Annotated in this window: 29 protein-coding genes; 2 read left to right on the forward strand and 27 right to left on the reverse strand. The window is 62.8% G+C overall.

Going from position 1 to position 26701, the window contains the following annotated elements; translation table 11 throughout:
• Positions 1-4 precede the first annotated feature (4 nt).
• From FOC67_RS02270 to FOC67_RS02330, 12 genes are all read right to left on the reverse strand, one after another.
• On the reverse strand, positions 5-733 hold the full coding sequence (locus tag FOC67_RS02270; protein ID WP_009315862.1) for a PFL_4669 family integrating conjugative element protein: 729 nt from the start codon (positions 731-733) through the stop codon (positions 5-7).
• A 156-nt stretch (positions 734-889) separates the two neighbouring features.
• Complete coding sequence (locus FOC67_RS29685) at positions 890-1915, reverse strand: hypothetical protein (protein WP_256679269.1); 1026 nt, start codon at positions 1913-1915, stop codon at positions 890-892.
• On the reverse strand, positions 1912-3237 hold the full coding sequence (locus FOC67_RS02285; RefSeq protein ID WP_009315868.1) for an STY4528 family pathogenicity island replication protein: 1326 nt from the start codon (positions 3235-3237) through the stop codon (positions 1912-1914). The genes FOC67_RS29685 and FOC67_RS02285 overlap by 4 nt, the downstream gene beginning before the upstream one ends.
• The gene (locus FOC67_RS02290) at positions 3234-3989 is read right to left on the reverse strand and encodes a DUF2857 domain-containing protein (RefSeq protein ID WP_009315870.1); all 756 of its coding nucleotides are present in this window, start codon (positions 3987-3989) and stop codon (positions 3234-3236) included. The genes FOC67_RS02285 and FOC67_RS02290 overlap by 4 nt, the downstream gene beginning before the upstream one ends.
• Positions 3990-4016: 27 nt before the next feature.
• Positions 4017-5759 (reverse strand): ParB family protein, encoded by a 1743-nt coding sequence (locus tag FOC67_RS02295; RefSeq protein ID WP_174707704.1) that lies wholly within the window; start codon positions 5757-5759, stop codon positions 4017-4019.
• On the reverse strand, positions 5756-6010 hold the full coding sequence (locus FOC67_RS02300; protein ID WP_009316384.1) for an Arc family DNA-binding protein: 255 nt from the start codon (positions 6008-6010) through the stop codon (positions 5756-5758). The genes FOC67_RS02295 and FOC67_RS02300 overlap by 4 nt, the downstream gene beginning before the upstream one ends.
• 2 nt (positions 6011-6012) lie before the next feature.
• Positions 6013-7029 (reverse strand): nucleoid-associated protein YejK, encoded by a 1017-nt coding sequence (yejK, locus tag FOC67_RS02305; protein WP_174707705.1) that lies wholly within the window; start codon positions 7027-7029, stop codon positions 6013-6015.
• On the reverse strand, positions 7029-7262 hold the full coding sequence (locus FOC67_RS02310) for a hypothetical protein (RefSeq protein WP_009315877.1): 234 nt from the start codon (positions 7260-7262) through the stop codon (positions 7029-7031). Before FOC67_RS02310 ends, yejK begins: the two co-directional genes overlap by 1 nt.
• Entirely contained in the window at positions 7255-7749 is a 495-nt protein-coding gene (locus FOC67_RS02315; RefSeq protein WP_159068403.1) for a hypothetical protein, read from the reverse strand. The genes FOC67_RS02310 and FOC67_RS02315 overlap by 8 nt, the downstream gene beginning before the upstream one ends.
• Positions 7742-7999: a hypothetical protein gene (locus FOC67_RS02320; protein ID WP_009315881.1), complete on the reverse strand. Its 258-nt coding sequence runs from the start codon at positions 7997-7999 to the stop codon at positions 7742-7744. Before FOC67_RS02320 ends, FOC67_RS02315 begins: the two co-directional genes overlap by 8 nt.
• Positions 7996-8523, reverse strand: coding sequence for a hypothetical protein (locus FOC67_RS02325; RefSeq protein ID WP_009315883.1), 528 nt, complete (start codon positions 8521-8523; stop codon positions 7996-7998). The genes FOC67_RS02320 and FOC67_RS02325 overlap by 4 nt, the downstream gene beginning before the upstream one ends.
• Positions 8513-8698 carry a hypothetical protein gene (locus FOC67_RS02330; RefSeq protein WP_009315885.1) on the reverse strand — a complete coding sequence of 62 codons (186 nt, stop codon included), beginning with the start codon at positions 8696-8698 and terminating at the stop codon, positions 8513-8515. The genes FOC67_RS02325 and FOC67_RS02330 overlap by 11 nt, the downstream gene beginning before the upstream one ends.
• A gap of 177 nt (positions 8699-8875) precedes the next feature.
• Here FOC67_RS02330 and FOC67_RS02335 point away from each other — a divergent pair, with 177 nt between their 5' ends.
• A complete protein-coding gene (locus tag FOC67_RS02335; protein WP_031627734.1) occupies positions 8876-9322 on the forward strand; it encodes a hypothetical protein in 447 nt (148 codons plus the stop codon).
• Positions 9323-9760: 438 nt separating this feature from the next.
• On the opposite strand, the gene dnaB is transcribed toward FOC67_RS02335, so the two are convergent.
• From dnaB to FOC67_RS02390, 11 genes are all read right to left on the reverse strand, one after another.
• Positions 9761-11104 (reverse strand): replicative DNA helicase, encoded by a 1344-nt coding sequence (dnaB, locus tag FOC67_RS02340; protein ID WP_009315887.1) that lies wholly within the window; start codon positions 11102-11104, stop codon positions 9761-9763.
• Positions 11101-11325 carry a hypothetical protein gene (locus tag FOC67_RS02345; RefSeq protein ID WP_009315888.1) on the reverse strand — a complete coding sequence of 75 codons (225 nt, stop codon included), beginning with the start codon at positions 11323-11325 and terminating at the stop codon, positions 11101-11103. The genes dnaB and FOC67_RS02345 overlap by 4 nt, the downstream gene beginning before the upstream one ends.
• A complete protein-coding gene (locus FOC67_RS02350) occupies positions 11309-11788 on the reverse strand; it encodes an HNH endonuclease signature motif containing protein (protein WP_009315889.1) in 480 nt (159 codons plus the stop codon). Before FOC67_RS02350 ends, FOC67_RS02345 begins: the two co-directional genes overlap by 17 nt.
• Positions 11785-12486, reverse strand: a complete 702-nt coding sequence (locus FOC67_RS02355; protein WP_009315890.1) for a DUF2786 domain-containing protein — start codon at positions 12484-12486, stop codon at positions 11785-11787. Before FOC67_RS02355 ends, FOC67_RS02350 begins: the two co-directional genes overlap by 4 nt.
• Positions 12486-13172, reverse strand: coding sequence for a hypothetical protein (locus tag FOC67_RS02360; RefSeq protein ID WP_003122071.1), 687 nt, complete (start codon positions 13170-13172; stop codon positions 12486-12488). The genes FOC67_RS02355 and FOC67_RS02360 overlap by 1 nt, the downstream gene beginning before the upstream one ends.
• Positions 13169-13990 (reverse strand): hypothetical protein, encoded by an 822-nt coding sequence (locus FOC67_RS02365; protein ID WP_174707760.1) that lies wholly within the window; start codon positions 13988-13990, stop codon positions 13169-13171. The genes FOC67_RS02360 and FOC67_RS02365 overlap by 4 nt, the downstream gene beginning before the upstream one ends.
• A 5-nt stretch (positions 13991-13995) precedes the next feature.
• A complete protein-coding gene (locus FOC67_RS02370) occupies positions 13996-14493 on the reverse strand; it encodes a hypothetical protein (protein ID WP_009315892.1) in 498 nt (165 codons plus the stop codon).
• Positions 14490-15215 (reverse strand): hypothetical protein, encoded by a 726-nt coding sequence (locus tag FOC67_RS02375; protein ID WP_009315893.1) that lies wholly within the window; start codon positions 15213-15215, stop codon positions 14490-14492. Before FOC67_RS02375 ends, FOC67_RS02370 begins: the two co-directional genes overlap by 4 nt.
• A gap of 1 nt (position 15216) precedes the next feature.
• Positions 15217-16077, reverse strand: coding sequence for a ParA family protein (locus FOC67_RS02380; protein WP_003158180.1), 861 nt, complete (start codon positions 16075-16077; stop codon positions 15217-15219).
• Between the two features lie 367 nt (positions 16078-16444).
• Entirely contained in the window at positions 16445-20644 is a 4200-nt protein-coding gene (gene tpsA4, locus FOC67_RS02385) for a two-partner secretion system exoprotein TpsA4 (protein WP_009315894.1), read from the reverse strand.
• A gap of 48 nt (positions 20645-20692) precedes the next feature.
• Positions 20693-22330: a ShlB/FhaC/HecB family hemolysin secretion/activation protein gene (locus tag FOC67_RS02390; RefSeq protein WP_033951920.1), complete on the reverse strand. Its 1638-nt coding sequence runs from the start codon at positions 22328-22330 to the stop codon at positions 20693-20695.
• Between the two features lie 548 nt (positions 22331-22878).
• Here FOC67_RS02390 and zapE point away from each other — a divergent pair.
• Complete coding sequence (zapE, locus tag FOC67_RS02395; protein ID WP_079390154.1) at positions 22879-23970, forward strand: cell division protein ZapE; 1092 nt, start codon at positions 22879-22881, stop codon at positions 23968-23970.
• 39 nt (positions 23971-24009) lie between these two features.
• Here the strand turns inward: zapE and FOC67_RS02400 are convergent, their stop codons facing one another.
• The 4 genes from FOC67_RS02400 to FOC67_RS02415 form a co-directional block, all read right to left on the reverse strand.
• The gene (locus FOC67_RS02400; protein ID WP_003112837.1) at positions 24010-25317 is read right to left on the reverse strand and encodes an NAD(P)/FAD-dependent oxidoreductase; all 1308 of its coding nucleotides are present in this window, start codon (positions 25315-25317) and stop codon (positions 24010-24012) included.
• Positions 25318-25380: 63 nt separating this feature from the next.
• A complete protein-coding gene (locus FOC67_RS02405) occupies positions 25381-25551 on the reverse strand; it encodes a DUF3094 family protein (RefSeq protein ID WP_003094672.1) in 171 nt (56 codons plus the stop codon).
• A 25-nt stretch (positions 25552-25576) separates the two neighbouring features.
• On the reverse strand, positions 25577-26026 hold the full coding sequence (locus FOC67_RS02410) for an MOSC domain-containing protein (protein WP_003094670.1): 450 nt from the start codon (positions 26024-26026) through the stop codon (positions 25577-25579).
• A complete protein-coding gene (locus FOC67_RS02415) occupies positions 26023-26652 on the reverse strand; it encodes a DUF1780 domain-containing protein (RefSeq protein ID WP_003094668.1) in 630 nt (209 codons plus the stop codon). Before FOC67_RS02415 ends, FOC67_RS02410 begins: the two co-directional genes overlap by 4 nt.
• Between the last annotated feature and the right edge of the window lie 49 nt (positions 26653-26701).

Raw genomic sequence — 26701 nt, forward strand, 5'->3', positions numbered from 1 at the left:
CCGATCAGTCCTCGAGCTCGACACGGTCAGCGTCATCATCGGCATCACCGTCAGAGCGGCCCCGGGTGATCGGCGGAGCGAAGTTCGAGCGTCGAGTGCCCTCCAGGATGTCCTGCGGGATCTCGCCGAACTTCTCGTACATCTTCCGCGCGGCTTCGGCGCGAGCATTGTTTGCGGCGAAGTCGTCGCGAGTGGCGCCCGTGAACTGGTAGCTCTGGGCCAGACCAAAGAGGCTGCGCAGCACCGACGCGCCTTCGTCGAGCCAGACCTCCATGTCGCGGCGACCGACCAGCCCGACGTGCTGGGCCAGCAGGATTCGGCGGGCGAGCTCGTCATAGTTGGTCAAGAGATAGACCGCCTTGAAGCCGAGAGGGTTGGAGATGAACAACGGGACCTTGACCGGTGTGACGGACAAGTTCTCGGAGATATCGAGGGTCGCTGGCAGCTTGGCCATGACGTCATCCAGGCGCTGGTCGATGGCCTTGAGCGCGGCTTGGCAGCTCTCGACTTTTTCTTCGATCTGAACCAGCCACCAGTCGGAGTACGGATCGTCCAGTGCTGCCCCGCGGTGCATGCGATTCACGTAGGCGCAGAAGCCGCTGAGGCCGAGGATGCTGTGCTTGGCATCCGACTTCTGCCGGCCGGTCCAGATGCGGGCGGCGTGATAGGTGTGAAGCGTCAGGGCGACATCGCTGCGGAGAGAGCCGATCTGAAGCCGATGGGTTTCAGCCATGGTGCAGTGTTCCTTTATAGGGAAGGGGTTCGGCCACATCGTGCTGATTGGGGTAGGAGCGCGCAGTAGGAAATACACGGTTTGCCGCTGGGGTATTTCCGCTGGCAGTGCGGGTTCATCATCATCCCGCTTGCGGCTCATGGAGGTTGGCTTCCTTCAGCTCTTGGCCCCCTCAGGGGCGTTGTCTATCGCTACGTCGACGCAACTTTTGAGCTTGCCGAGCAGCTCGCTCAGTTCCTGCAGCTCCGTAAAGTCGATAGGACATTCATCGTTGTCGTTGAATAGGGTTGCCAGCCCTAGCAGCCGCTCGAATTCGAGTTCGTCCATAGGGGCATACACGATTGAGTCGCACATCTTTTCGGTTCCTATTGGGTGGGAGAAGTTGATAGCCCTCGGCGCCGAGGCCAGGACCTGGCAGAGTGTTTCGGGCCGAAACACCAAACGCACCGTCGGCACCGAGGTTGGTTCTTGGTGGAGTGTTGCCAGTGGCAACACCCAATTCCCCGTCGGCGCCGAGGCCAGGTCCGGCAGAGTGTTGCCAGTGGCAACACCCAACTCGCCGCCGGCGCCGAGGTCAGGACCTGGTGGAGTGATGCGGCCCGCATCACCCAACTTGCCGTCGGCACCGAGGTTGGTTCTTGGTGGAGTGTTGCCAGTGGCAACACCCAACTCGCCGCCGGCGCCGAGGTCAGGACCTGGTGGAGTGATGCGGCCCGCATCACCCAACTTGCCGTCGGCACCGAGGTTGGTTCTTGGTGGAGTGTTGCCAGTGGCAACACCCAACTCGCCGCCGGCGCCGAGGTCAGGACCTGGTGGAGTGATGCGGCCCGCATCACCCAACTTGCCGTCGGCACCGAGGTTGGTTCTTGGTGGAGTGTTGCCAGTGGCAACACCCAATTCCCCGTCGGCGCCGAGGCCAGGACCTGGCAGAGTGTTTCGGGCCGAAACACCAAACGCACCGTCGGCACCGAGGTTGGTTCTTGGTGGAGTGTTGCCAGTGGCAACACCCAACTCGCCGCCGGCGCCGAGGTCAGGACCTGGTGGAGTGATACGGCCCGCATCACCCAACTTGCCGTCGGCACCGAGGTCGGTTCCTAGCTGAGTGTTGCCAGTGGCACCACTCAGCTCACCGCCGGCGTCGCCCCAAGGGAAAATCACCTTGCTCGACAGTGAGTATTTCATGGCTCATCACCCCGCTCGGATGGCACGCTCGATCCGTGCCTGGGCCGAATGAGGTCCTTGAGCCGGCTGAGGACCTCGCTCCCTGTCCGGGTATCCCCCTTCGGCTGAACCTGAGGCTGTGTAGGCGTTGTGGGGCTTGTTGGTGCCGGAGCACGACTGGGGCGTTCCGCTGCTGGGATGGTTCGTTCAGCCGTTTCTTCCGGAGCCCAAGAAGCGTTGAACTTTCCCTGGACTGCACGCTGGATGAGCGTCATGAGGTAGCCGAACGGATTACCGACGGTTCCGCCGGCACATCGGTGCTGCCACTGCTCGATGATGGGTAGCCGAAGATCCTCGGACACTCGTCGGAGCGCGCTTACCGCCTGGATCCGTTGCTCGGCCTCCAGTGCGTGCAAGAGGCCCTGCCAGTTCTGATGTGCTTCCTCGCGTGTTCGCGGTTGTACTGGCTTTTTACATACAGAATCTTGTTTGTATGTATACGTACTATATGAGTTCGGCATCCGAACCAAGGGCGTACTCGGCGGATTCTGTCTGGGGTCGGCATCCGAACTCAGCGGTAAAGCGCATTGCTTGCCGCTGATTTCACTGAGTTCGGCATCCGAACTCGGGGTTGAATGAGGTAGATCGGGCAGAGTTCGGATGCCGAACTCTGCCGCTGGATCCGCTTCGAGCTGACTATCGATAGCCCATTGCTGGTGGTTCAAGCGCCCCTCGAGCTTCTCCAGATGGGTTGGGAGGCGGCGACCAACGTCCGGGTCATCCCTGAACTCCCGCCAGGTGATCTGGCCGATTTCGCGTATGGCTCGGTTGCCGTGGCCGGTAGATTGGCTCAGCAACTGCATGTAGTCGGGGTCCAGCTCCAGGGCTTCTGCCGGGGATACCGGTTCGTCGTGGAGGATGTAGACGTTGCCCTGTACTTGCCCGTTGAGGTCGTTGCGGAGGCGTCGGCCGAGGCTGAGCCAGCGGGTCAGACGGAGGACCGTGAGTGCCTTGGCGATGGTTTCGCGCGAGGCGATCTTGCCCGGCTGCATGCCGAGATAAGGGCGCAGTTGCTCGTATGTCGGGAACGCGGTCAGCCCGTCGTCGTTGATGAGCAAGCGGAACACTTGCCAGCAGTTCCGCTCCAGCGGGGTGAGGCGTTTATCCAGCAGCAGGCGCCGAGGAACGGTTTCATGCGGGTTACCGCTGAAAATGATGCCGGAATGTTGTTGAGCCAGCGGTTCGCCGCTTTCGGCAGCAAGCCGCTTCTTATACAAATGGGCCTCGAGATGTCCCGAGGCCGAATCCAGCAGAGTCGAGATGGGAAAGCGCGACAGCCTCATGGTGCTGTGTCGCCTTCCGACTGAACCAGGTTCAGTAGTTGTTGACGTTCTGTTTCAGCGTCCACCTGTGATGCAGATTGGGGCAGGTGTGAACTGACGCTGGCAAGATAAAGGGTCGTCGGAGACCTGGGCTGACCTGCTTGGGCCTGACCCGATTTGTCAGACGAATAGAGTCCGTCTTTCAACCAGCTCTGAATGAGCGACCAAACTACGGCGAGGCTTATGAACTCCGGGCTGTCCTGATCTGTGCCGGCGTTGATTTCCTCGGTCAAGATCATGGCGATGTCGAGAAGCGCCAAGCTGTCGTCCAGGCTGACCTGGTTTTCTTGCATCAAGTGCTCCCAGCGATACCAGATCTGGTGTTCCAGTGTTCCGTCGAGCTGACGCCAGCGGCCCCGTCGGGGGTGTATCGCCATGATCAGCCGCTTGGTCGCAGTGTCTTCCGGCGATAGACCGAAGAAGCTCTGAATCATCGTGGTGGTAGCCCCGAGTTTGAGAGCACGCTCAATTTGCAGCTCCTCTTGCTGAGAGCGCTCGGCGGTGGCCAGGATTTTTTCCATGACGTCGGTGTTCACCCTCACCTCGACCCACGACACGGGGGTATTCGTCAGGAGACTCATGACGAACGGCTGTTGTAGCTGAGCCAGAATTTCTGGCTTCAGGCCCATTTCGGCGCAGCGTTTGAACTGCCCATTGCGCAGGTGGTTGATCACCTGCGTCAGGACCGCTTCATTGATCAACGACTTCGACATGTCGATCCCTCCCCAAATCGTGCGAAATCACTGGTCGGTGGCTGCTTGCTCGGAGGCGGCCGGCAGCAGCTCAAGGTCAACCAGGCGTCGGGCAAGACGAATTATCCGGAACAGTTTCACCAGGGCTTCGTCATTGAGACGGCCTGCCTGGCTGGATGGCTGATCGCCTGTGGTGGGTTGGCCCAGCAGCAACTGAGCGAGGCCAGCTGAGAATTGAAACTCGCCCAGGGCGTCGCGGCAGGTCTGCTGGTCGTGTGAATTCAGGACGACTTGGACCTGGCCGCTGAGCGCTTGAAGCAGCGTCATGAGGTGCAGCGCTGAATCAGTAATCTCATTGTCTTCATTGGGCTCGCGATACGTGTAACCCACACCGCCCTGGATCCTGACGATCTCGCCTGGGGCACCGACGTGCAGAGCGATTTCTTCAGCCAGATCAGCGATGTGCTGTCGCAGGATTTCGGGGGTGTCGATCGAACGCTCGATGTACCAGAGGTCGGTGATCGGGTGCAGGCCGCCGACTTGCACCGGGATTGCCTGCAGAGCTGTTTCCTCGAAGACAGGTAGATGTTCACCCTCGAGAGCGGCCAGCCGTTGGCGAGTCTGCTGGATCTTGGTGGATACCGGGCTCACGATATGACCTGCCAAGAGCTCAGCACGCTCCTCGTCGGTCAGTTGCTGCTGTTGTACAGGTAGCGGCGGAGTTGGCGGGGTAGAGGGATTACCCGGGAGGCTATTGGTCTTGGACGTTTGGAGGCCGGCAGCGGGGCTCTGTGATTGTGCTTGTCCAGTAGTCGACGCGGCAGGACTTTCCTGCCCTACTGGTGGGATTTCAGGTGGTGCGGCAGGTGCGGGCAGGTCGACCAGAGTGCCCCGGCGCTGTTCCTGCTGGCCGTTGGTGATCTCGAGCAGGATTTGGTCATAACGCAGGCCCAGGGGCCGCTTCATCTGGTCGATGAGTTCGTCCTGGAAACGCTCGAAAATGAATTCGTCAGGGCTACTGTCGAAGATCGCCAGAGTGTCCTGGAACATCATTTCGAAGTCGATCCCTTCACCGGCGTATAGACGTGTCCAGCAGGAGGATGCCGACTTTCTGAGTGACAGGAGTTTTTCGATTTGCGGTTTACCGAGCCCTGAATACAGCATCACAGGGATGGCTGGAAGCAGTATCTCAACGGCATCCAGCATCCTGCTGATGTGTGAGGGTGAAACAGGATAGCCGTCATCGGTGAGCTTCCGTGACAGCTCGCGGATGCCGACCGGTTCGCCTTTCTCCTCCTCATACCAGGCTTTCGCTTTCTGAATGCCCACGGCTCGCTCAATGAACTTGAGGTCACCCTTCAAATCGTTTTCGGCCAAGTGACCGGTCAGCGCTATGATTTCGCCGCGCTGCTTGTCCCAGGGCCTGAACAGGCAGTTGAAACGGAAGTAACGCTCGTCGCCGGTCTCTTTGTAGAGCTCGTTGAGAATTTCCAGGCGAGTGTTTCCGCCGTTGCGAATGCGGTATTTGTCTTCCCCAGGGCGTCGAGTCACTGGTGGCGGCGTATCGAGGCCTCGATGCCGGATCGATTCTTTCAGCTCATCGTATTTCGGGTTTCGAGTGGTCCGGGGGTTGTCGTGCCAGGGGAGGACCTGGTCGAGTGTCAGCACCATGGGCGTGTCGCTGATCGGGTCTGACAACTGCTCCAGAACCGGCGGCGCGGTGAAACCTGGGGCAAGTAGCCGGTCTTTCAGATCTTGCAGATCTTGCGGGTTTATCTTGGCCATCGTCATGCCTCCGCCACCTGAACCTGAGGCGTGTTCGCCGCAGCCAGCTCTGCCTGCAGACGCTGGTTCTTGGCGAAGAGCTCGTCGACCATTCGGTTTGCTCGCGCGAGTTCTTCTTCGAGCTCGTTGCTGCGCTCCAGCCGGTAGACGATCTCGCTGTTGGCCGAGCGGTGGTTATGCGCGGCTTTTTGCTTTAGCTGATCGCGCAAGCCCAAGGGCATACGGACAACGAACTTATCTTCGGTTTCTCGGGCCATGGTCATTCTCCAATTTGGGCCTTGCGCCGCTTGAGCTGGTCGCGGAGTTGAGTGGGGAGCCTGCTGATCCGCAGCGTGTCGCGCTCCTCGTCGTACTCGATTCTGGATCCCAGCAAGTGCGCCTCGAAGCTGATCGACAGGCCTTCGGCGCGGCCGGTGAAGCGGCAGAACTGGTTGAGGGTGCGCTTGTCCGCCGGGATTTCCGGCGACAGGCCGTAGTCCTTGTTACGGATGTAGTCGTAGAACGCCCGCGGTTGCTGGTCGTCCATCAGTTCCGAAAGCGCGTCGAGGGTCATCGGCTCGCCGATGCGCGCCTGCGAGGTGGCGTAGTCGACCAGCGTCTCGGTCTTCTCGCGGGCCTGTTCCTCGGCCATGTCCTCGCTTTCCACGAAATCGCTGAAGGCTTTCAGCAGGGTGCGCGTCTCGCTCGGCGAATCCACCCCTTCCTGGCAGCCGATGAAGTCGCGGAAATAGTCGGAGACCTTCTTCCCGCCCTTGCCCTTGATGAACGAGATGTACTGCTTCGACTGCTTGTTGTTGCGCCATTCGGAAATGTTGATCCGCGCGGCCAGGTGCAACTGGCCGAGGTCCAGGTGGCGCGACGGGGTGACCTCCAGCGACTCGTTCACCGCCACGCCTTCGCTGTGGTGCAGCAGGGCGATCGCCAGGTAGTCGGTCATGCCTTGCTGGTAGTGGGCGAACAGGACGTGGCCGCCGGTGGAGAGATTGGACTCCTCCATCAGCTTTTGCAGGTGCTCGACCGCTTCGCGGCTGAAGCCGACGAAGTCGCGGTCGCCCTCCAGGTACTCGCCGAGCCAGCCGCTGAACGGGTAGGCCCCGGACTCGCCCTGGAAGAAGCCCCAGGCCTTGTTCTTGGCGTTGTAGCTTTCGTTGAGGTCGGCCAGCAGGTTCTCGATGGCCTGGGAGTCGCCCAGCTCGGCGTCGCGCGCGTGGAGCACGGCCGGGGTGCCGTCGGGCTTCTTCTCGATCAGGTGGACGATGGCGTGTTTGATAGGCATCAGAAAGACTCCTGGTTCAGGGAATGCTGCCTGTTGGCTCGACGGAGCAGGGCGCGGGCATTGAGCTCGCCGCGTGCGTCGCTTGGCGTGGAAGAAATGAAGATCGAGGCGCAGCCGATCTTGCTGAGCTTCAAGTGGCCGCCTGCGGAGCGGTCGACGCTCCAGCCTTCTGCTTGAGCGAAGGCCACCAGCCGTCGAACGCTTTCTCGGGCGCCGCGAAGGAAACTACGCATTCGTGGTCTCCTCGCTGTTGAGCTGCAGCCAGGTCTCCATCTCTGCAAGGGAGCGGGGAAGGCTATCGGTGGCGGCGGCATCCAGGAGACGTTTCACCAGCGCCTGAAGGCTGCGACGATCGCTCTGCCGGCTGCAGGCCAGGTCGTCATGCGCGGAACGCAGCATGCGGACCTCTGTGTGCAGTTGAGTGCATACGTCGTCAGTTGCTACTGGTGCCGTTGACGCGATAGGTGACCGCGACCGTGTCCTGAGGCGGTTTTCCCACTCTTCCCTTGCTGCCGAGAAGCGATGGCCACGACCTACACTCCAACCGCTGGTCCAGTAGCGCGACTTTCCGCAGTCAGGGCAGGGCTGTGCGCCGCTGCCATCCAGGTGATAGCCGCAGTTCAGACAGATCCACGAAGGACCTTCACGCAACTTGAGCTCAAGCATCAGCTCGACTTTCTGGAAGTGCTCGAGCGGCCGGTAGGCAGTGACGTCAGGCATCGTGCGCTACCTCCTTGGGATTTCTACAGGACAGCGACCAGCGGCTCTCGATGCGCTTTTCGTGGTCGCCTGCCTGTGCCGGCATACGGGTGATGTATGCGTTGTCCTCGCCAAACAATCGTTCGGCAAGGCGGGAGGCTGCCACCCTGTCGCTCCAGGTGCAGGTCGCACGCTGCTTCTGAATGGTATTGGTCCAGAAACCGGCGCCATCGAACTTGACGATGCACTGATAGGTCTGGGATGCCTTCATGATTCGGCCTCCTTGCTGAGTGCATCACCGACCTGAACGGCCACCAGTTCGGGCAACTCCGGCTCATGCCCGGGATAGTTGTTGGCCAACTGATGCAGGAACTCACGCGCGGCGTCCTTGCTGCCTGCAATGCGGAACACGGCGGTGAGGTGCTGGGAGTCCTGAGTGCCGCAGCAGAGGTGCGGCACCAGGCTCACTTTCAGCGAGCAACTGAACAGGTGTCGCGGGATCCATACCGACCAGAAGTAAGCCGAAAGCAGTTGCCCCGGAGCGCGCGTAGTGACCACCAGGGTCCCGGCCTGAGTGGTCGAGATTTCGATGTACCCCAGTTCCTCCAGCTCACGAAGCTCTCTCTCCATCGAGCTGGGTGCGACCGTGCTCTCGTCCTGAGAAAGGCGCGAGATCACTTGGCTGAGGGCGTCCAGCTCGATCGGGTTGACCCCAACGTGATTGGCATGAACCACCGCCGAGTCGGTGAACGCGGCCGAGGCGTGGATGCTCGGAAAACGGGTTTCAGTGTTCATCACGGACAGCCTCCAACTGATGGAAGTCGTAGCTCCCGCAGCAGGGGCAGACCAAGACCTCAGCTTCACCTTCCGGGGTGTTCTCTGCGGGGAGGATTTGGCGCACCAGGTGGAGAGGGTGGTGCTGACCGCAATTCATGCACTCGTGGGTGACCAGGTGCTGGGAAGCGTTCATGCGTGGACTCCTTGCCGGCGTGGGCCGGCAACTGGCAGCGGAAGATGAGATGAAAAATGAGATTGCAGGACCGGTAGCGCTGAAGGCGTGACGGTCGCTGCTAAAAGGGAGCCGGACGCATCCGGTGGTAAGGTTGGCGTCGCCAAACAAACCCACCCAGACCACAGGAGGTCCGGCATGAAGAACGAATACCGCTTTGGATACGACGAGATGCTTATCCAGATCCAGGCATGCGTTCCTGACTCACCAAAGGGGGACGGATTGCCTATGACGATGGCCAGAGCGCAATGGATAAGCCAAGTCTTTGTGCTGTGTACCCTTGGTAACTCACTGGCACGTGACAAAGGCTGGAGGCTATGGGGCATGGATGCCATTGAGTATGCGCTCATGCGTCGCTACTCCTGGCCACTGGAAACCATTCGGGAGATGCCAATTCGGGATAGGTGGCTAGCACTGCATGAAGAACTGGCGGATTTGCAATGGGATGAAGAGGCTCAGCAGGTATGGCTAGCGAAGATCGAACCAGTGCTGCCAGGCGCACCGGGGACGGACTACGACGTCTGGCGTTCGGATGCGCCAGGATTTCAATTACCCCAAGCTCCTGGCTATCTAGTGGTCCGGTAACGAATGCTTCGGGTCTCGAGCGCTTATCGGGCCAAATCTGTTCGGGGTCGATCCTGACCACCGTGGAAAAGCGATAGCCGTGCTCCTGCCAGTGCAAGACTGCCCCGCACCGGTGACTAATCAATCCCTCCTGCTCGAGCCGCTGAGCCACCCAGCTTGGGCGTAGCCCTCCGTATGGTATGTCCTCACGGCTGTTAAGAACGTACTCGATGACACCGTGGATGAGGGCAGCGCTGGGAACAAGTAGGCAGGCATCCAATAGCCAGGCATTGGCGGCGGACCCGTCATACACTCGTCCGTGGTGGCAGAAGTTCTGCAAGGCTTGTATCCATTCGGCGCTCGCTATCGAAAGGAGATTGTTAGCGGGCTGCTGGTCACGCATGACTAGACTCCTTGCCGGCTCCCGCCGGCGAGAGATCGGAAGTTCAATGAAGGGGCTCATGCAAGAGCTCCCTGCCAAGTTGGTGCAAGGTCGGCGAAGCGGGTCTGGTTGGCGATGAAGGCGGCGCGGACGGTGCCGATCGGGCCGTTGCGGTACTTGCCGATGATGATTTCGGCGATGCCCTTGGCCTCGGTGTTGGGGTGGTAGACCTCGTCGCGGTACACGAACATGATCACGTCCGCGTCCTGCTCGATTGCGCCGCTCTCACGCAGGTCTGCGTTGTTCGGTCGCTTGTTCGGCCGGTTCTCCAGGCTGCGATTGAGCTGGGACAGGGCCACGACGGGGCAATCCATCTCCTTGGCCAGTGCTTTCAGCGAGCGGGATATCTCCGAGATCTCGGTGGCTCGGTTTTCCAGGCCTGGGCAGCGCATCAGTTGTAGGTAGTCGACCAAGATCAGCACGGGATGGCCGTACTTCCTGGCCGCACGGCGTACTTTGGCACGTAGCTCCGTCGGCGAGAGGTTGCCCTGGTCGTTGATGACCAGGCGGCTGCCATATTCGTTTATGCGCTTGATCGCGACAGACAGCCGGGGCCAATCCTCCTCTTGCAGTTGGCCTTTCATCAGCTTGCCAAGGTCCAGATGGCCAAGCAGGGCGGCCAGCCTGAACAGCAGCTGCTCTGCCGGCATTTCCATGCTGTAAACCTGGACAGACTTCTGTTGGTCGCTCTGCAGCGCGGCGTCGATAAGGTTGAGGGCAAACGACGTTTTGCCCATCGAGGGACGGGCACCGACGATGATGAGATCCGACTTCTGTAGTCCGCCGGTGAGCTCGTCGAGATCCTTCAGGCCTGTCGGGACCCCCGTTACCGTCACGTTGTTGTTGAAGCGGTAATCGATGGTGTCGACGATCCTCGCGAGGCCCTTGTTGATATCGACAAAGTCGGACTTGTGCTGATCTTGGCCGAGGGCGAACAGCTTCTGCTCGATCTCCTCCTGAACCTCACAGGGATTCGCCTGGTGGTTCGAGGCGGTTCTGGTGCAGTGGTGCCCGAGAGACATCAAGAGCCTCAGGTGCGCCCGATCGCGAACGATCTGCGCGTAAGCCTCGATATTGGCCACGGAGGGCGTGTTGTCAGCGAGCTGGCCGAGGTAGGCCAGCCCGCCGGCTTCTGGAAGGTCTTCGATCGCTTCCGACACCGTCACGACGTCAAACGGGGCGTCCTTCGCGGCCAACTCGCTGATGGCGGTGAAAATCAGCCGATGCTCATGCCGGAAGAAGTCCTCCTTCTGCAACTGATCGCCGACAATGTCCCATGCCGCGTTGTCCAGCATCAGGCCGCCGAGTACCCCTTGCTCCGCCTCGACGGAGTGCGGCGGCGTAAGTTCCAGAACACTCACTTCGAGTCCTCCCGGCTGATCTGCAGAAACGTGCTTCCGCTGCCGTCCGGGGAGCCGATGATCTCCAGCGCTTTCACTTCCACCTTGGCGGACTCGATGATCACCGAACCCACATGAGCCACCGCTTTCGCGCGCTCGATATCCAGGGGCTTGTCTTCGTCAAGCAACCCTTCGATGGTGGCAAAGAGGTGATTCCGCAGATCCTCAATCTTGTTCTTCATGCTCGACCTCCTGAATGGTGCGCTTGAGCTTGCTGATGACGCGGATTGCGCTCTTCAGCTCAGGTGGATAGCGATGGATGGAGTTGCGGCGCATGCGTTCGGCCCGGGTGATGAGCTCCAGGTTGTCGATGACGACGTTCTGCTTGTTGTTGTCCTTGAAGCAGACGCAATGGCCGGTTGGGATGGGGCCGAAGTGTTCTTCCCAGAGCAGGATGTGGATGCCCTTCCAGTCCCGGGGGGGGATAGCCGGTATCCGATACGCTCTGGAGCAGATCTGCTGGAGCGTTTTGTTCAACCTGGCTGCCAGGACCTCGTTCGGCATATCCGGATACAGGCGCAGCAGCACCAGTTCCTGTTCGGCGGTCCAAGTTTCGCGGATGCAGCGCTCCTCTCGGTTGCTGAATTTGCGGCGGGCACGCACCAGGGCCTCGTAGGCGATGGTCGAGAGAGCAGAGCGAGTCATCGGGAACCTCCCTGCTCGAGCGCGCCCTGAACTCGCCGGCTGACGCCGCGGTGCAGGCGAGTGTTTTTGCCGTGCTCCCAGCCTGCTTGCAGCGAGGCCTGGTCATAGGCAAGGGCCTTCGTAAGCGCCGCCGGCTCCAGGTACTTCAACGCCGGATGGTGTAGTTCGAGGTAGGCCTTGATGGCTGCTTGAGTCGACTCGTCCGGCCTGCCAGCAAAGTCACGTACCAGCGAACGCACTGCGAGAAGCCAGCCTTCGACGAAGAGCTTGCTGCGACGGCGCTTGGTCGACAGCTTGCAGCGCTTCTGTTGAGCGACATGAGCCGAGCGCGCCGCCACCAGTTGGTGGTGGAGCGTAGAGTAGGCGTGAGCGGCTAGCTCAGGGCCGATCCCTCGGCCCATGAACTTGAACGTCCAGCCCGCTGGCATCGCGTATGCCGCCAGGTAGTCGCAGCCGAAGGAACTGGCGCAGATCCCGGCCAGTTCATGCAGCCATGGGGCAGGAGAGCGCCTGGTTCGAGTGGGAACGCACGCGGTCTCCACCGTGTGGGCCGAGATCTCCGCATCGCTGAGGTCGAACTGGCGCTTCAGGATCGCGGCCTGGCGCAATGCGGTTTCCGCCTCGTTCGGCGTGGCCCCCTTGGCATTCGCAAGGGCCATCAGCTTCTCGACCTTGGCAAGGACTTTTTGCTTGTCCATTACGCGCCCCCCTTGCAGCAGGTTGAGCCCTGCTCGGTGGCGGAGCGGTCCAGGCGCTCGATCTCGGCTAGCACCAGGGCGCCGGCGCGTACCAGGTTCTCGCGCGCCGACTTAGGCTTCCACCACTCTTCGTCCCAGGGCCAGAACAGTGCAGAGCCATTCCGAATGCCGCCCGGCCAGTCGGTGCCGATGCCGCCGGCATGGAGTGCGTAGCAGCCGGCTGCCTGGGCGATCTGGCCAGCGCTAGCGTCGTCGTTGCTGGTATCGAAGCCTTCGACGGTGATCTGGCGCCGGCGCTCGGCCTGTACATCGAGCCAGGCCTGCGGAACAGGGGAGAGGTTTGAAGTTGGGTAAATTCGGTCTGCGACCTGCCGTACCCGGTCGACAATAGCCAGGGCTGCTACGTTGCCCAGTGCGACCTCCAGGGCGGCGAGCAGGTTGGCCATCAAGAACTGCTCACGCTCGTCCGCGTGGCTTTTTGCGCTTGGGCGCCTGTTCCAGTCGACCTGTGCTGAATACCTCGCTGTTACCGGGTCTGGCTCGCAGTAGGACGGCCCGATGTGAACCTGGCAGTCCTGGCATTCAATGGCACAGTTCCAGGCATCGGTGTCGAGCAGCTCGGGTTCCAGCATTCGAATGTTCGTGCTGCTGCAGAGCGGGCAGGGCTTGAGCTTGGGGTCACTCATGGCCTGCCTCCCTGCCCGTCGTCGGTGCTGGGCTTAGCTTGGGAGGAGCCGGCGGCGAGCAGGTCGGCCAGCTCGTTTTCGGTGTCCCAATCGATCTGCTGAAACACATCCTTTATCTCGTCGAGTGCCGAGCGGCATTTGTTCCAGTTCGCGTACACCTTGTCTTCGTCGTAGATGTTCCGGCCCCGGTACGCGTCGACCTGCTCAGGATCGAGCTGCGCCTTGATGGCGGCGAAGTGTTCGAGGCGGACCAGGCGGTAGCCATCAGGCACGCTGTGCTGAGCCTTGGCGGGCGGGGCTGAGCCTGCGAGAACTTCACGCACCTTCTCGATGCCATGCATCACCGTGGTCGGCCATGAGCCATGGTCGGCAGCGTTGACCACTACCCGCAGGACGTGCTCCAGCTCCGCGACCCTGGCCTGGGCGACGTCGCGCTGATTCAAGGCCTTGGCACAAGCCTCGCTGAGCAGGCGCTCATGCTGTTCTGCTGCCGCATCGAGACCGATTGGACTCAGGTGCTCTCCGAGCGGTCGCACGTACTGACACACCGGGCCGTTATCGGTATCGTGGATCGACAGCACGAACCAACCGGCGCCTTCGGGCCGCGTTGGGATCCACTCGCTGTATCGTTGGTCCGAACGGGCAGAGTTGTAGAGGCGAGGCGCATCCGACTCCATGAAGACGTTCTGCAACTCCAGTCCAAGCCGGCGCAGAGTTTCCTGCGCCTCGCTGGAAGAGCAGTTGTCGGCCAGGTCCGGATAGTTCGGATGGGTCCAGAAGCCGAACTGGTCGCGCTCGACCAGGTGGGCTTGAATCATAGGCTTCATGCCAGGCCCCCCTCGCTCATGCCAAGCACTGCACTTGCCTCTGCGGCCAGTTGCTGGCCTTCCGGGCTAGGCGAGCTGCCGACGAAGAGCATCAGCCGCTCGATGACCTTCACGGTGTCCTGGGAGGGTTGGGCGAACTCGGCCAGGTGATCGATGGCAGTCGCGATATTCCAGATAGCCCTGTTCATGTCCCGCTGGATCACGTGGATCGAGCTGGCATTGGCCGCGATGGCCAGTTGCGACTTCGTCTGCAACAGTAGGTCGTGGGCGATTTGGAGCAGGGCGTTCTGCAGGGGCTGTCCAGAGGCACGCTGCTGATCGCGAATGGGAGCGACCAGACCCTGCAACATCGCAGCACCTTCAGCCTCGATTTGCAGATTCTCGGAAGCACCGGCGGCAGCGCCTGCTTTGGCCATGTAGCCTTGCACGTAGGCGTCGAACTGGGTCTCGGCGATCAAGCTCAGGAGGAGGTTGTTGCGGTTCTGGAGGTTCATATGGAGCCCTCCGGAGCCGATTGCAGAGCGTCTTTCCAGAGCCGAAGGGTTTCCTGCTCCTCGCTGGTCAGAGCGATCTGTGCGGTCTTCTGCTTGATGACGCGCAGGCGCTCCTCGACTTCACTGCCATCGTCGTAGGCGATTTCGTTAGTCAGATGGCTAATGAAGTCACATCGCAGGCTCCCCACCTGACTAGCGAAATACTCGGCTTCACTGCGCCACCCGATGAGGTGCTTGGGACGCTCCAGCCAGCGTTTGAGTTTTGAGTGGAGCTGGTGCGTGGAGTACAGGGGATCGAACACCTTGGCCCGGTTGTAGATCAACGCGATCTGCAGGATTTCCAGCCGCTCTTCGAGCGTATTTCCCGGAAGCGGGTAGTTCGAGTCGACCAGTTGCTTGGCCAGGCGCCCGCGCAGCTCACGCCGCTTCTTGGCCTGTTTCTCGTCGCGATCACGCTTTTCCTTCGCATGCTCGACCTGCTGGTTCACCGAGTCGAGCAAGCGCGCAGCGTCTTGTAGGAGCTGCTTTTGCTCGAAGCTCAAGTAGCAACCCAGCTTCCCGAACAGGTCGGTACCGCCACCAGTCAGCTTGCGTATTTCTCGCGCAGCGCCGGTCAACTTGGCCTGTTGGCTCCGAAGGTCGGCGGCGCTGCCGAACTTGTTCAGTTGCAGCACAAGTTCCGCGTCGACGTCGCGGGCTTGGGTGATAGGAGGCTTCGCCATGTCAGCGCCCTCCCTTGACCAGTGCTGCTACCGCCTCCGGCGTCAGCGCGAGGAAGCGGTCAGTCCACTCGGGAAAGACCTCGATGGCCAGGTTACGGATGATTTCCAGCGCGGGCGCTGATGTGCGATTGGAGGGTTGCCGCGTTTCGAGGCGGTGCGCTGGTAGCCCGCGCGATGCTGCGTTGCGAAACACGACGGCATCCGGGACAGTCGTTTCGAGCACAGAAATGTCCTGATGCTCATCGAAGATGGCGCGCACATTCTCGTGAATCGCCCGGGAGTCATTGGTCTGGTCCAGGCAGTTGATGACGATCTGAACCGAGGGGATCCGCATGCCGAGGCGCTCGTAGGGACGCAGTCCATCGAGCATTTGCATGGTGCCGCGGTTGAACTCGCGGGCAGTGAGCATGTTGGGCTGCAGGGGGGAAACAACCAGATCCGATGCGAGCACGACCATTTCTAGTAAAGCGGAGCGCGCACCTTGGGTGTCGATCAGCACTAGGTCGTAGCCCTGTTTCAGGGACGGCATGAGGTTTGCCAGCCGGAGCCGGCCATCGGGCGCCTGGAGCAGTAGGTTGTTGAGCTGGTTGTTCTGGTCGTTGGAAATCACGACGTCCAGGTTGGGGATAATCGTCCTGGAGATGATCCTCGCTGGGTCAGTTATGTTGGCGGCGAGCAGGTCGTAGATGCCGCCCTGGGCGACTTCAGGAAGCTCGTAGTACGAAGATAGGGAGGGCTGGACAGGGTCCAGGTCGATGAGGAGGGTCTTCAGGCCAGCATCGGCGCAAAATGCACCGAGGTTGGCGGCGGTGGTGGATTTCCCTACACCACCCTTGGTGGATACAACCGAAGTCGCTTTCATTGAGATAGCCTCTAATGGGGTCATTAGAGGCTGCTCAGCTAAATCGGTACGGGGCTTTAAAACCCTTCCTAGAGAGACCTAGGCCAATTGTCTTTTAACCAATTGGTCGTAGGTTCGAATCCTACACGACCCACCATATTCAAGACGAAAAAGCCCACCTGCAAAGGTGGGCTTTTTCGTTTCTGTGCCATTACTTTCCGAATGCTGGCCTGTGGGAAGGAGGATGGTCCGCTCTTCCAGCCCAGTTTCTCCCGACGCCTGGCCTTCCAGCATGGCATTCCATCGAGCGTCTGGAGGCGGCGGGCCCTGAGGCCCGGCCGCTCCATCGAACAGGAAGCCTCCCGGTACGGGTACCGGGAGGATCGATTCACAGGTTGTAGTGGCGACCTATCATGGGAACGGCCGCCGCAGCCCCGTATACCGAGTTCCAGGACTGCCAGCCAAAATTGATGCCGATCAGTCCGCCATGGATCTGGTTGGGGATTTGCGGCTCCAGCCTGCCGCTGGCCGAAGAACCCATGACATTCCCCTGGTTCCAGGCGACCAGGCCGCCCAGCAGGCCCGAGCCTCCGACCTTGCCGGAAGCGGAGGCGCCCCTGATGGTGCCGGTGCTGAAGCCTGCCAGCCCGCCGATATAGCTGTCGTATCCCGCCCTCGCATCGCCGCTGGCCGAGGCCCCCAGGACGAGAGCCCGCCAGCCTTCCAGGGAGCCGACCAGCCCGCCGACACTGGCGCCGCCGCCCCCGGTGACCGCGCCGGTGGCGTTGGCGGAGCGGATCGAGGTATTTTCGCCGCGGCCGAGCAGTCCTCCCAGATTGTGGCCGGTCATGTCGATTACCGTCCCATGGCTACTGGCGAGCATCAGCGAGCCTCGCAGATCGCTGCCGAGCAACCCGCCGATGGCCCTGGAACCGTTGGCGCTGACGTTGCCCGAAGCCGAGACGTTCGTCAGCGAGGCGGCATCGTTGTAGCCGACGAGTCCGCCGACGCGACTGCCCTTGCCCCCGGTGACATTGCCGGATGCGGCCAGGGTGCTGTGGTTGCCGCCCCGGTTGTGGCCGATCAGCCCTCCCACGTCACTGTTCGCCCCTGCGTTTACCCACCCGGAGGCCTTCAGGTTGGAATGATTGCCGCCGAGGTTGGACCCTATCAGGCCACCCAGGGTTTTGCCGCTGCCGTCGGTGACTTCGCCACTGGCGGAACCGTTGATGATGGAGCCGTACAGGTTTTCGCCGAGCAGACCGCCAACCGCTTCTGCTCCGCGGGTAGCGACGTTACCCTTGGCGGAGGCATTGACCAGCGAGGCATTGGCGTTGAGACCGATCAGGCCGCCGGCCTGGAGCAGCGACCCACCGCTCAGGTTGCCGCTGGCACTGACGTCGGCCAGGTTGCCTGCCTGGTTGTGGCCGATCAGGCCTCCCAGGTAGCGACCGGCTTGCAGGACGACGTCGCCATGGGCGCTGGCGTTGGTGATGGCCGCGTTCAGGTTCCGGCCGATCAGCCCGCCCAGTGCTTCCGCGTCTGTGCCCCGGACCTTGCCGCTGGCCGTGGCGTGGGCGATACCACTGTTTACGTTGAGGCCGATGAGCCCTCCGTACAGGCCGTGCTGTCCGTTGCCTGAGACGTCGACGGAGGCGGATACGTCCGCCAGTCCGCCAGCGGAGCTGTATCCGACCAGTCCTCCCAGGTTCATCCCGTGACCGCTCAGCGACAGCGTTCCCTGGCTGCCGCTGCTGCGGATGAGGCCGCCGCGGTTCCTGCCTACCAGGCCCCCCGCGCCGTAGTGGCTGGCATGGTCCTTCAACTGGCCGGAGATGGCAAAATCGGCCCGGCTGTTGGAGATGCTGGCCACGCCCCTGGCTGTGCTGATGTTTTCGGCTGCGAGTCCGCCCAGAGCATAGGTGTGGCCGTTGCCGACCAGCGTGCCGCTGGCGCTGGCGTTGTCGATGCTGCCCAGGTTCAGCGCGACCAGCCCGCCGAGGCTGTTCAGCTTCGAGGCCGCGGCGATACGGATGTCGCTGGCGTTCACATTGTCGATGCGACCGAGGTTGGCGGCGGCCAGGCTACCGACCTGGACGTTGTAGTGGGTGGCCCGTGCTCCATCGGCGGAAATGCGTTCCAGGTTCAGGTTGCGAAGGGTGCCCCGGTTGACGCTGAACAGGCCGGAGTAGGCACCGGTGCCGTAGACGGCAAGATTATCGATGGTGTTGCCCAGGCCGTCGAAGGTACCGCCGAAGGCGCTGGCGTTGCCTATCGACAGGAAGCTGGAATGGCCGCCTGCGATTCGATTGCCGAGGACATAGCTGCCGCCCAGGTCCCTATCTATGCCGCGCAACTGCTGCAGGTCCTGGATCACGCTGTAGTCCCGCCCATTGGCGCGGAATCCTGCGTTCTTTCCGGACAGGGTGATCCGGGCGCCTTCGGCGAGGGCATAACCCTTGTCCGAATTGAATTCGACCCGGGCTCCCTGGCCGGTGAGAGAGAGGCTGTCGTCGATACGGAGAGGGCGCTGCCCGGCATTGAGAGTAAGGCTGGCGTTTTCCCCCTGGGCCGTCAGCGCGCCATTGATCCTGAGGTCCCCGCGCTCGGCGGTTAGCGTCAGGCCGTTGCCGCTGTCCCAGGACAGCGGCGCGCCGACATGCGCGTTGCCCCGGGTGGCGACCACTTCGACGTTGCTTGTGGAAAGGTTGCGGGCCAGGGTATCGGCATGCAGCGTCGGGCCCTTTCCCGCGCTGCTTGGATTCGCCAGGCCGGAACCGACATTCTCGCTGCTCCGGGCCTGAACGGTACGTGACCTGACGTTGGTGGCGGAATTGCCGAAGACCTTGTTACCGCCGGTCTGGACCTGGACGACATGCACATTGCCGGCGTCGGCGGCGATATCGGGTAGTGTCTGGACCTGGACGATGCTGGATCCATTGGCGCCTGGGCTCAGGTTGGGGAGGGTCTGGGTCTGGACGACATCGATTCCGCTGACGCCGGGGCCGATGTTGGCACCGCTCTGGCTCTGCACGATTGTGACGCCATTGACGCCCGAGCCGATGCTGGGGCCGCTCTGGCTCTGCACGACGCTGATGCCACTCGCGCCTGAACCGATATTTGCGCCATTCTGGCTTTGCACAACGGTGATGCCACTTGCGCCCGAACCGATATTGGCACCGTTCTGGCTCTGCACGACAGTCACGCCATTGACGCCCGAGCCGATATTGGGGCTGTTCTGGCTCTGCACGACGCTGATGCCACTCGCGCCGGCGCCGATATTGGCGCCATTCTGGCTTTGCACGACGCTGATGCCACTTGCGCCCGAGCCGATGTTGGCGCCGCTCTGGCTCTGCACTGCGGAGGTACCGTTGGCGCCGGCGGCGAGGTCGACGGCCGGCTGCTGCTGAACGATGGTCACGCCGTTACTATCGGACGCATTGGCCCCGGCTGGGCCCTGCGCTACATGGACCTGGCCGGAACCATCACCGGCAGCGTTTGCCTGGCCGACAGCGGCTACGCTGACCTCATGCGAGAGAATCCTCCAGGTGCCGGTTGCGCCCTGGTCGGCATGGGTGTCCACCTGCGCGGTTCGCTGTATCTCGACGTTCGCGCCCTGGTTCAGCACCAGGCCGCCATTGCCTCCGCCGATGGCGCTGGCGTCCTGCTTGCCGGCCACCCGCACGGTACCCTGTTCGCCGCCGTCGAGGACGATGCGTCCTTCCGCGCTGCGTAGCGTCCTGGCCTCGAGAGTGCCCTGGTTGTTGACGACGGTCTTGAGCAGGCTGTCGGCGCTGCGGGCGCTCATCAGCACCTGGCCGCCATCGGCGCGGATGAGGCCGCCGTTGTGTGCAAGAGCGTCGACCGAGCCCTTGTCCACCTGCAGGTTGAGCAGGCCGTCGCCGTCGAAATTGAGGTTGATGCCCTGGCCTGCGCCCAGGGCCACGGCGCCGAGTTGCGCCTGGATCACGCCGTCGTTGCTGACCCGGGCGCCCAGCAGGGCGATGCTGCCGCCTTCGCTGGCTTTCAGGCTGCCGGCATTGCTTACGGTTGCGCCGGAGTCGCCGGAGAACTGGTAGTTGCCGGCGAGGAAGTCCCTGTCGGCCAGGTCCAGGGTGGAAGCCACCAGGCCGCCTACGTTGACCTGGGCGGACTTGCCGAAGACCACGCCGTTGGGATTGACCAGGAAGACCTTGCCGTTGGCATCTATCCGCCCCTGGATATCGCTGCCGTTGCGGCCGATCACCCGGTTCAGGGCGACGGCGTCCTGGCCCGGCTGGTGGAAGCTGACCCGCTCATCGGCACGGACGCTGAACTCGTTCCAATTAGTGATCAGCTTGTGGCTCTGCTGGTCGATGACCATATGCCGGCCATCGGTGGATGTCTGGAATCCGGCATCGCCTGAAACGACCGTGGCGCCGCTGGGCAGGGCGAAGGCGGGGGCCTGGCAGAACAGGCCGAGCAGTGACGCTCCGGCGACTACGAGCGCCTTGCCGCGTCCGCTCTTGCTGCGCCGACGGGTACCTTCGCTTGCGACGTTCCAACAGCCTGTGGCCTGGTTCCAGACCAGCGTATAGCTCTTGTTCATGGCTTTTCCTTTCAGTGGGGCCCGCCGGCATGGCGGGCGGGAGCTTGCTCAGAAGTAGCGGGTCGCTTGCAACCACAGCCGGGGAGTGCGCTCGGGCTCGATGTTGTTTTCCTGGCTCAGGGGCCAGGCGGCGGTCAGGCTGACCTGGTGATCCGTTCCGTACCAGGTTGCGCCGCTGCCGACGGCGGCCATGCGGTTGCGATTGCCTTCCGTGGTATTGGGGTGCTTGAGGAATTTCACCGCGCCCTGGTCGACGAACGAACTCAGCTGCCAGCCCGGAGCCAGGCTGTAGCGCAGCTCCGCACTGGCTTGCCAGCCTTCGTCGCCGTAGCCCTTGTAGCTGCCCAGGGGGAACGCCCGAACGCCGTAGGGGCCGCCCATGTCGAACTGTTCCGCGCTGTCGAGGTTGCCGCCGCTCCACTGGGCGTTGAGTTGGGCGAACAACTGCAGGCGGTCGCCCAGGTGCTGCAGGCGTACGGCGTTGAGCATGATCTTGTCGAAGCTGCCGGCGGTACCGATGGTGTAGCGGTCCAGCAGCCGCTCTTCGGCGGAGTCGATGGCGAGCTGGCCGTGGGCATAGGCCAGCGAGAAGCCGCTCTGTCCACCGCCGAACAAGCGGTCCTGGGCGTTTCCGCTGATGCTGGCGGTCCACAGGCGGATCTCCTTGCGGCTATGCCTCCCGGTACGCTCCTGGTCATCGCGAAGTCGTTTGTTTTCATATTGCAACTGGGTGGACAGGCTTAAGCTGCGGCTACGCAGCAGGGGCTGGCTGACGAACAGACTGTCGGTAATGGCCCGGCCATGGGCGTCCAGGCGCGAGAAATCGCGTACCAGTCGATAGGTCGTCTCGGCGTGGGCCAGTCCGATGCGCGTGCCTCGGGAACCAAGGGGCAGTTGATAGGCTGCACGGTAGTAGCGTTGGTGCCGGTCGCTGCCCAGCAGGCTCAGTCTCGCCTGGTCGCCCAGTCGCAGCGGGCTGTTGAAGTCGAGGGTGGTTCCCAGGCGATATTCCCCCATGTAGCGGCCGCCATAGTTGTCTGCCTCCAGCCTTCCGCCGACCAGCGGGCCGGGGCGGGCCTCGACGCGCAAGTCCGTGGTTCCCTGCGCCTGGCCCGGCAGCAGGGTGCCTTTGGCCTGGAGGCCGGGAATGTCGCTCAGGAGCAGAAGCGCACGCTCCAGCTCCGAGCCCTGGACCGCGGTATCTCGTTCGAGTGCGCTCAAGGGGCGGAGTAGAACGCGGTCCAGCGTTCGGGACGTGTTGTGCAGTTCGATCCTGCCGTAGCGTCCCTCGAGCACTTCGATGCGTACCGTTCCATCCTGGATTTCCTGTGCCGGGAGGAAGGCGCGCGCCAGCACATATCCCTTTTCCCGATAGAAATCGCCGATGCGGGCGGCGGCGGCGTGCAATTGGCTCAGATTGAGTTCCTGGCCCGGCAGGTCGTGCAGGAGCGCCAGCAGGCGTCGATCGTCGAACTGCCTGTTGCCGCTGAGTTGGAAGCGCTTGACCAGCACCGTCGGGCCGCCCTCTTCGGCAGCCCGTGATACGCCGTCCTCGGGGCTGGGGCGCTCGGCGTCCAGTTCCACCGGCGCGGGCAGGTTCAGGCGTCGGCTTTCCACGTCACGCAGCGCCTGCCCCGCATCCGGGGCGGCATTGGCAAGGCCGGACGACAACATGGCCATTCCCAGGAGGCCCGTACGGAGCAGCGGTCCGGCCCTGAAGGATGGAACGATCGAAGTGGAACTGCCGGAAGGCTTTGGGGAGGGCGGCGGGAAAGAAAGGCTAGCCTGGTTACGCGGAAAAGCTGGATGCATGGTCAATCGGCCCGGAGCGCGGTTCTTGCAGGGAAAAGAAGCCGATATCCGCAGGCATGTGCAGAACGATCGGTTTCAAGGCGGAGAATCGAGTGGGCGATAGCCTGGGGCGAGGCTGAAACGGCGACAATCGTAGTTTTCTGGCGTTGGCCGGTAGAACTTCTTGGTTTTCGTAGGGGACTGGGAGGACTGCTGTAGGAAAAAACTCCGGTGATAACGGGCTCGGCTGCGGAAGCGGCGGAAACAGTGGGGCGGAAGTAGCGGCTGAGCGCGATTCCGTATCGCGACCGTGGCGGTCATGATCAAAGCGCCTGTCCGACTATCGCCCGCCGTTCGGTCTGGCGGCTGGAGCATGGGCAGGACGCAGCGCTAGAATGCCGTTCTCGGTTTAAGGGCCCTCTCAGGCTGAGCATCAACGGCGTGTGTCTTTCGGTTCTTTTTCGTGGCGTTCACCCATGACCGGCATCAAGCCCACAACGCCCGTAGCCCGCTATTTCCACCAAGAGGCGCAACGGCGCGGCTATGTGCTGGACGCAGCTCAGGGCAATGCCATTCTTCATCTCGATCGATTGGCGGAGCGCTTGCGTCGAGGCCCGTCGCTATTCCGGCAAGCGCCGCGCAGCCTCTACCTGTGGGGTCCGGTCGGGCGCGGCAAGAGCTGGCTGATGGATGGCTTCTTTCGCAGCGCCGATTTGCAGGGCCTGCGCCGGACGCATTTCCATGCGTTCTTTCGCCAGCTTCATGACGGCATGTTCCGCCGCCAGGGGCGGCCCGATGCCCTGGGCGGTGCGCTCGACGAACTGCTAGGAGATTGCCGGCTGCTTTGCTTCGACGAATTCCATGTCCACGACATCGGCGACGCGATGCTGATAACACGCCTGTTCAGGGAGCTGTTCCGCAGGAAGATCACCCTGGTCTGCACCTCCAACTACGCGCCGCGGCAACTGCTGCCCAATCCGCTCTACCACGAACGCTTCCTGCCGGCGATCCGGTTGATCGAGACGCGCATGGAAGTGCTGGAAGTAGCCGGCGCCCGGGACTACCGGACGATTTCGCCGCGGCAGGAGATCGCTTCCGGTTATGCCAGCGGCGGGTATTGCTGGCCAGCCTCATGCGCTTGCCTGGACGAGCTGGGCTTGTCCGCGCCCGAGCGCTCGCAACGCGTGATCCTGCAAAGCGGCGCGAGGACGTTGCAGGCGCGCGCGGTGTGCGGCGACCTGGTGTGGTTCGCCTTCGCCGACCTTTGCGAGGCGCCAACCGCGGTGATGGACTACCTTGCCCTCGGCGAACGCTTCTCTACCTGGGTGCTGGAGGGCGTACCGCCGATGGCGCGCTGTTCGGTCGCCGCCCAGCAGCGCTTCATCAATCTCGTCGACGTCCTTTACGACAATGACCGGCGTTTTTTCCTGAGTGCCGAAAAGGCGCTGCCGGACTTGGTCGAGGGCAGCGACCTGCCTGCGAACATGCAGCGTACCGCCAGTCGGCTGGCGCAGTTGCGCCAGCTTCGCTGTTGAAGGAACGCCCCGCGCCGACGGCAAACGGGGCGTAATGGCTCAGTGCAGCTTGAGGCGTGGCTCGGTGCTGCGCAGGCGGCCGCTAAGCATCAGCATCGCGGTGCGCAGCGGACCGTACAACGCCATCTGGTGCATGCGGTATAGCGATACGTAGAACATCCGCGCCAGCCAGCCTTCGAGCATGACGCTGCCCATCAGATTGCCCATCAGGTTGCCGACCGCGCTGAAGCGCGACAGCGAGATCAGCGAACCGTAGTCGCGGTAGTGATATTCGCCCAGCGGCTTGCCTTCGAGACGGGCACGCAGCGATTTCACCAGCAGCGAGGCCTGCTGGTGCGCGGCCTGGGCGCGTGGCGGCACGTTGCGCGGTTGCTCTCCCGGTTGCGCCGGCTGGGGACAGGCGGCGCAGTCGCCGAAGGCGAAGATGTCGTCGTCGCGGGTGGTCTGCAGGGTCGGGCGGACCACCAGTTGGTTGATACGGTTGCTTTCCAGGCCGTCGAGTTCCTTGAGGAAGGCCGGAGCACGGATGCCCGCCGCCCAGACCTTGAGCGTCGCCGGGACGAACTCGCCGTCGCCGGTCCAGAGGCCGTCCGCATCTACCTTGCTCACCGCGGAGCCGGTCATCACCCGTACGCCGAGCTTGCTCAGGGTCTGGTGTACCGGCTGGCTGATACGCTCGGGCAGCGCCGGCAGCACCCGTGGGCCGGCTTCGACCAGGCTGATGTGCAGGTCTTCCGGGCGGATCCGGTCGAGCCCGTAGGCGGCCAGCATCTGCGCGGCGTGGTGCAGTTCCGCAGCCAGTTCGACGCCGGTGGCGCCGGCGCCGATGATGGCGATACTCACTGCGTTGTTGTTCGCGTCGTGCCCGGTATGCGCACGCAGGTACTGGCCGAGCAGCTGGCGGTGGAAGCGTTCGGCCTGGGCGCGGGTATCGAGGAAAATGCAGTGTTCCGCAGCGCCCTCGGTGCCGAAGTCGTTGGTGGTGCTGCCGACGGCGATCACCAGGGTGTCGTAGGCGATGTCGCGCTCGGGAACCAGTTCAACGCCATTCTCGTCCACCAGTGCGGCCAGGCGGACCCGCTTGCCGGCGCGATCCAGGCCCTGCATGCGGCCGAGCTGGAATTCGAAGTGGTTCCACTTCGCCTGGGCGACGTAGTTCAGCTCGTCCTCGGAGGAATTGAGCGAGCCGGCGGCGACTTCGTGCAGCAGGGGTTTCCAGATGTGGGTGAGGTTGGCGTCGACCAGGGTGACCTGGGCCTTGCCGCGTTTACCCAGGGTGCGGCCGAGACGGGTGGCGAGCTCCAGCCCGCCGGCGCCGCCGCCGACGATCACGATGCGATGGGACATGTGGATATCTCATAGTGGGAATTCCGTGAGGCGGTCGTCGGGAGCGTGGCTCGACCGGACGACTCAGGCCAGGTAGCTGAGGAGGCGGCTGAGCAGGCCCAGGCCGATGACCACGGCGAGCAGGACGAACATCAGGAACCACGGGCGGAACGGCGCACGCTCGACCTGGTGCAGCGGCGAGGCGAGGTACTGCTCGACCTTCTGCTGGTCTTCGGGGCTCAGTCGGCTGGACATGGCAGGCCTCCGTTTTCGATGTCGGTCATTCTAGACAGACAGGGGGCTCGATCACCAGCGGATCGTCGAGACGGATCACTCCGCTGCCGATCACCCGCGCGGTGATGCCGCCCTGTTCGCGCACGCTTTTCAGCGTGCGGTGGTCGATGTGCTTTTCCAGGCGTCCGCAGGGTTGGTACCAGCCAGTGGTTTCCAGCAGCGCGCCGCCGAGGCGGAAGCGACGGTCCTTCAGGCTGAGCAGGTTGATGCCGGCGACGGCGATGTTGCGGCGCATCTCGTTGGGCAACAGCGGCCTGCCCAGCAGGGTACCGAGGGCCTCGATGTGTTCCCACTGCACCAGGGTGACCTGGCGCGGCGGGTGCGGGTGGTCGCCCGTCAGTCCCAGGCCGCGCCGTGCTTCCACCGCCTCCAGTTCCTGGATCGGCGCGCGGCTGCCGGAGCGCACGCCGATCCACTTCACCCGCCCTTCGCTCACAGGCCTACCCCGGCGTCGAACAGGATGCTGCGGCCGAGGTTGGCGCGCAGGAATTCGGGGGCGCCGGAGTGAGCGAAGAGCACCCGGGCAAAGGTCGGACCGACCATCGACAGCGAGCGCCAGCCTTGGCGCAGGTATTCGGTGGGCGGCGGGAAGGGCGTATTGAAATCGGGCACCGCGCGCTTCAGGTTGACGAAGGCCAGCAGGTCCAGTTCGCCGTGGTCGATGCCGCGCTCGCTATAGTTGTGCGCCTTCTTGCGCAGGGTTGGCGCCAGCCGTGCCTGCAGCTCGGCGGCGGCGATCCGTTGTGGCCGCTCTTCGCGGCGGATCAGTTGGCGCAGGCTGACGGCCTGGCGGCGACGGGTCAGTTCCTCGCGCCACTCCTCGTTCAGCCGGCGACCTTCATCGAGGACGAAGAACACCTCGAAGCCGGCACCCTTGAACAGGACGTCCGGCGGCTGTTCCCCGGGGGCGGCGAAATCCTCCTGGCGATAGGGCACGTTGAGGGCTTCGAGGAAGCGCTGGCAGACCCAGCGCTCGCGGTCCCATTTACGTGCGTTGGAGAGGAAGTCGTTGGCTTGTTCGGCCTGACGGGTGAGCAGGCGCAGATAATCCGCTTCGTTCATGGGCTCAGCTTAGTCTGCCGGCGGGCCCGCTTTCCAGCCTGCAGGCGTT

Origin of the sequence: Pseudomonas sp. FDAARGOS_761, from assembly GCF_013343155.1 — a bacterium.
In the GTDB taxonomy this organism is placed as follows: domain Bacteria; phylum Pseudomonadota; class Gammaproteobacteria; order Pseudomonadales; family Pseudomonadaceae; genus Pseudomonas; species Pseudomonas aeruginosa.